The organism is Microbulbifer okhotskensis (assembly GCF_023895975.1).
GTDB lineage: Bacteria > Pseudomonadota > Gammaproteobacteria > Pseudomonadales > Cellvibrionaceae > Microbulbifer > Microbulbifer okhotskensis.
The window spans coordinates 1-4,935 of record NZ_JALBWM010000177.1 but is presented as its reverse complement, the minus strand read 5'-3'; the positions used below and the strand labels follow the sequence as shown (position 1 = coordinate 4,935).

Genomic DNA, 4,935 nt, shown 5'->3' with positions numbered 1-4,935 from the left:
CTCCGGTATAGAGTATGGGGGCATGAGCAGTTACACAATTTAAATTACAGCCTCGCTATGATGGCTTGAACATTAAACATCAGCCCAGTGGAGCTGGCTTTCAATATGCTCTTGTGCTGCTTCTGGCATGGGGCAGCAACATACTCCAAGGACATTAAACCGGCGAGCGCTGACCGCTCAACAATTTCAGGATTACCCTCGGCAGCCACTCTCTGCATGGCAGCTAGGAGCTGGATTGAAGCGGTGTTAATACGGCGTTCAGAAAAAGGCTTACAAAATACATAGGAGGGAATGAAATAATCTGGGTGTGCGGTGCTGAAAGCAATTAGCAGGTCAAAGGAAATGTCTGTTTTATCCCCGCCTTCAAGCTTCCCATAAGTTTGCCGGCTAATGCCCATTTTTTTTGAAAGCTGCTCTTGAGTCAGCCCGAAGATTTTTGTGCGGATTTCCCTGAGAATTCCTGGGAAGCGTTCATAATCGATTTTTAAACTACTACTCATACAACAAAATCATAAATTGACCATATTCCCTTTACATTTTAGCCCCTTTTTGTAAGGGAATGGTCCAAAAGTAGTAGTTATAGTACGGCTATCTGACGGAAACTGAATAAATAACAACCTGTCTGGAGCGAGGATACGATGTTTCTACCAATGGATAATGGAATTACATCATTTGGTGCTTATGAGGGAACAGCCGAGCAATCAGAAACACTTATTGCTAGTGAGCGTTGGTTCCCTATAAATAAGGCCACCACTGAGGGCAGAGAAACCGCTGAGGATTTAGTCTCAAGCGGCTTTGCATATGCTGGTGTGCAGAGGGATATAACGTACTTTAACGACTGTGCTGAGTTAGATGAACTGCTTGGCCTGGATGAGTACGACAAGGGGGAGGCAGAAGCAGTTGCCTCTGTTTCTAATCGGCACTCAGGTCGCATAAAATAGCCTTGCTTAGCGATTGTTGGGTGCGTATCATCCACGCAAATTTTTACTGACTGCTACCTAGGCGGTGTAACTGAGCGGGATGCTCTAATCACTTAAGGAAACCAACAGATGAGTCTCCACAATCTTTCTAGGGCAATTGAGGTTGTCGTTTCAGAAACGAACCCCAGAGTGACTGCAAGGCATGTCATTATATTCTTGATGACAGCTGAGGCTGGAAATGAAGGACTGACTCAGCAAACGATTATGGATTTTTTCGGTGATGAGATGCCGAAGGGTTCCATAAGTAAAGTAACTAAGCGCCTGCAGAAAATTGAAGGCGCTGATGGTGAAGGTAATGTTCGCCTTGGGTATGACCTTATTCGTTGGATAGATGATAGGAACGCGATTGAAGGTGCCTATGGTTACTTTCTTCTGACCGAGAAAGGCAAGCAAATTTATAAGCAAGTGAAGAGGCTTGTAGGGTAGGCGATGAACGCCTTCCTTTGGGTTCAGGTCGCACATAATAGTGCTAATAAGTACGCCATGAGGAGTTTCAGGATGATTGAGTTAGGTAAAGGGATAAGACGTGAGAAGCTAAAGAATGGGCAAGTGGTATACAAGCTCAATAAAACCTACAAGGGTGGGCGTATCAAGGCAACCTGTGATAGTGAGCAGAGATGTCGTGAGATCTATCTGAAAAGGGTGAGTGATATTGACTCAGGTAAAGACCTGGGGAAAATTAAGGAGGTGGAAAAGGGGCGTGAAAAGCTGACTATGCGCGACCTCTTTAAGCGTGCTGAGCAACACCCTAAGGTTTGGAAGCACAACTCAACCAACGTGAGCCGCAACACTACTGAGCGCTCCCTGGAAATGATGGGTTGGTGGAACAAATCACCTTTTGAGCTGACAGCGGAGGATTACCTGGACTTCATTGAGCGGTGTGAAAAGCAGGGTAATTCGCAGAACACCATTAATCATAAGCTGGCCTACCTCAACGGGCTTTTCAAAGTTGGCGTATTGCTCCGCTTCTTCTCGGAGGTTGATGTTGTTTTCCCGGTGACAATGCAGGGTGCAGTGAATGAGGACGCTGCCAAGACTCGCTTTGCTTGGGACGATGGAACTGTTAAACGCTTTGAAAATGTAATGATGCATGTCTCACTGGATTGGCAGGCACTCTTCTTGGGTTTGCTCAACACAGGGATGCGGCCTGCCGAAATGAACAGTTTAAAGATCGGTAGCATTGATACTAAGTCCTGGCGCGTCACATTTTTACGGAAAAAAAAAGGGGTAAGAAGGTAGAAGCTCAGTTGCCGGTAGTTAGCCAGTTGAAGCCTGTCTGGGGAGCGTACATTAAGGAGCGGTTAGAGGGCGGAGCGAGCTTGGATGACGCTTTTATTACAGGGTTGCGGCATGAGCGCTCAAGAGCAGATGCTTTTAACACTATAAAAGAGATGATGGGTGTGTCTGATGGGAGTGTCACCTATACGCTTCGTCACACATGCTGTACGCGCTTAATTAAGAGGGGGGGTAAATTTTGTCACGGTGATGAATTGGATGGGGCATAGCGCTATCCAGACGACAATGAACTATGTGCATTTCTCGCCAGAAATGTTTAATGAGGTTGATGCAAAGATCAGTGGTGAAGAAGTTTCAAGGGGTAGTTTAAAGGAGGGGGAAGTGGTGCCCGAGGCCGGACATCTAGGTAGTTTTGCCTATAGAGCTTATAGGCGCCAGTCCGTTCCATATTATTGATTTTAAAGGATATTTTGAGTTTTTTTATCCCTTGTGCTTGTCAGGACTTTGCAGCTAGGAGCAAAATACTGCACCAGATTTGCACCAAGGAGATAGGGAGCATGGCGACATTTGTTAAGCGCGGGAAAGCGTGGCGCGTTCAAATAAGGCTTAGTGGCCATTCTGTTAGTGGCACCTTTGATACTAAGAGGCAAGCCCAAGCCTGGGCCCAGGATACCGAATTTCAGATACGACAGGGAACCTATGGTAAGCCACAGGCAGGAACTTTTGGCGACCTGATGGAACGTTTTGCTGAAACAGTATCCCCCGGCAGGGCTGGCGCAAGATGGGAGGCGATCAGGCTCAATAAGCTTCAGGCAGATCCAATATCCCAAGTCCCTTTATCAGACCTCAAAACGCAACACTTTGCGGAGTTTAGGGACCGGCGCCTTGCCTCAGTATCTGCAGGGTCCGTAAACCGAGAAATAAATCTATTAGGCGGCGTATGTCGCTATGCACTGAGAGAGTGGCATCTTCTTGATCACCATCCAATTCAAGGGCTTGAGCGACCGAAAGACCCACGCCCACGGGATCGCCGTATTAGTGATAATGAAAAGGATCGAATCCTTAGGGCCCTAGATTGGCGAGAGGCTACGCCTCAAAACCGAGGCCAGGAAGTTGCTTGGGCGTTTCTGGTGGCTTTAGAGACAGCATTAAGGCTGGGGGAAATACTGGCATTAACCCGCGCGGATCTGGATTTGCCGGGACGATTTGTCACGGTGCAGACATCAAAAAACGGGGACAAGAGAAATGTGCCGCTATCTCTGCGGGCGGTTGAACTGTTTTCTATGGTGGCGGATAGAGCGGGAAACTTCTTGGGGGTCGGGCGAGATGTGGCGAGCGTACTGTTCCGGCGCGCCCGAATAGATGCAGAGATTGAGGATTTACGCTTTCACGATTCCAGGCATGAAGCGTTGACGCGGTTAGCCAGAAAGCTCGATGTGTTAGATTTGGCGCGTATGGTGGGGCATCGAGACCCGCGCTCCTTGATGATTTACTACAACGCTACTGCTACAGAAATTGCATCGCGCCTAGATTGAATTGTGGTCTAGGCGCGATGATAACTGCCGCCGCTAAGCAATCTTTCGCGGTCTCCCAGGTCCAGTTTTCTTGGAGGGTCTTTGTTTCTTGGCCCATTCGCGGACCTCTTCAGAGACCCACCGGCGACCACTTACTCCAAAGATTTTGAGCGGCTCGGGGAATTGAGGTTTAGCGGACAACCTAAAGACTGTGGACTCACTACAGCTTAGGTAGCCAGCTATATCTTCACTGGTCCAAAGCCGGGTATTTGCCCCTCGGAGTGCTGCAGTGATCGTGTCAACAATGGTTTCTAGTTCACCCATTTTAAGTAAGCTCCTTAGTTTTTAGCGTTTCACCAGGGCAAAACCCTGGCCGTTACGTGTGAGTGCGCCTGCCTGTTGCAGGGCTTCGAAAACGGGTTTAACGGTTCGGTATCCGCCGCTTACGATGGTGCTGATATTGCGCAACACCGGGCGGTTGCCGAATTCACCGGCGTGGATACGTTGGGCCAGCTGCCTTTGTTCTTCGTTGAGGTGGCTGATGTGGTCTGGCTGTTGTTCTACTGTTTCGGGCTGTTGAAACGGTTGCGAAACGCGTTTACAAACCGTTGCAGCAGCGTTAAACGCGAGCAACGCAACCAATCCCACGATGTCAGTGATGATCGCCAATGCCAGAAAACCGATATGCTGAAGCCGCGCGGGGTCTGCGTTTAGGGCGTTGGCCAGGCTGTTAAACGCACTGTGTGTACTGGGGGTTTGTTCGATGGTGGATAGCTTTGTGATCAGCTGGGTGCGCTCAGTTTCCAGTGTGGATAACTGGGCAGCGGTATCGATGGCGCGCTGGCGGTAGCCGTTATTGGCATCCATGTTGATCAAGCCGTTTAGGGTGTTTATTTGCTGTTGCAGACTGTTTAACTGCTGTTGCAACGCTTGGTATTCCAGGCTGTTGCGGGTGCTGCGCTGTTGCTGTTTCTCGCTATGGGTGGCGAGAAATCCAACCGTTGCAACAATGCTGATCATTACCAGCAGGGGCCAGAGGAAGAGCAGGGCATAGCCGCTCTTTTGCCCCTGGCTGCACAGCCACAAGCCGAGAGGGGCGAAGCTGAATTTGCACAGCTCCAGGGCCACCGCAGTGGCGCCGGCTACCAGTTGCCCGCCGAGACCTGCGGGCATGGATATCCACAGCTGCACGGTAAATGCGAGGC

7 protein-coding genes are annotated in these 4,935 nt (G+C 49.4%); 4 read left to right on the top strand and 3 right to left on the bottom strand.

Going from position 1 to position 4,935, the window contains the following annotated elements:
- Window positions 1–44: 44 nt before the first annotated feature.
- Entirely contained in the window at window positions 45–500 is a 456-nt protein-coding gene (locus MO867_RS20430) for a helix-turn-helix domain-containing protein (RefSeq protein WP_252472538.1), read from the bottom strand.
- 150 nt (window positions 501–650) lie between these two features.
- Between MO867_RS20430 and MO867_RS20425 the strand changes: the two genes are divergently transcribed.
- The 4 genes from MO867_RS20425 to MO867_RS20410 all read left to right on the top strand — a co-directional run bounded on the left by MO867_RS20425 (window position 651) and on the right by MO867_RS20410 (window position 3,751).
- On the top strand, window positions 651–941 hold the full coding sequence (locus MO867_RS20425) for a hypothetical protein (RefSeq protein ID WP_252472536.1): 291 nt from the start codon (window positions 651–653) through the stop codon (window positions 939–941).
- Between the two features lie 108 nt (window positions 942–1,049).
- The gene (locus MO867_RS20420) at window positions 1,050–1,406 is read left to right on the top strand and encodes a hypothetical protein (protein WP_252472534.1); all 357 of its coding nucleotides are present in this window, start codon (window positions 1,050–1,052) and stop codon (window positions 1,404–1,406) included.
- A 72-nt stretch (window positions 1,407–1,478) separates the two neighbouring features.
- The gene (locus MO867_RS20415) at window positions 1,479–2,219 is read left to right on the top strand and encodes a site-specific integrase (RefSeq protein WP_252472532.1); all 741 of its coding nucleotides are present in this window, start codon (window positions 1,479–1,481) and stop codon (window positions 2,217–2,219) included.
- A 554-nt stretch (window positions 2,220–2,773) separates the two neighbouring features.
- Window positions 2,774–3,751: a tyrosine-type recombinase/integrase gene (locus MO867_RS20410; protein WP_252472530.1), complete on the top strand. Its 978-nt coding sequence runs from the start codon at window positions 2,774–2,776 to the stop codon at window positions 3,749–3,751.
- Between the two features lie 33 nt (window positions 3,752–3,784).
- Here the strand turns inward: MO867_RS20410 and MO867_RS24445 are convergent, their stop codons facing one another.
- Together MO867_RS24445 and MO867_RS20405 are read right to left on the bottom strand one after the other, a co-directional pair.
- Window positions 3,785–4,054, bottom strand: a complete 270-nt coding sequence (locus MO867_RS24445; RefSeq protein ID WP_507161427.1) for a helix-turn-helix transcriptional regulator — start codon at window positions 4,052–4,054, stop codon at window positions 3,785–3,787.
- Window positions 4,055–4,075: 21 nt separating this feature from the next.
- A partial coding sequence (locus MO867_RS20405; protein ID WP_252472527.1) for a hypothetical protein occupies window positions 4,076–4,935 on the bottom strand: 860 nt, incomplete at its 5' end.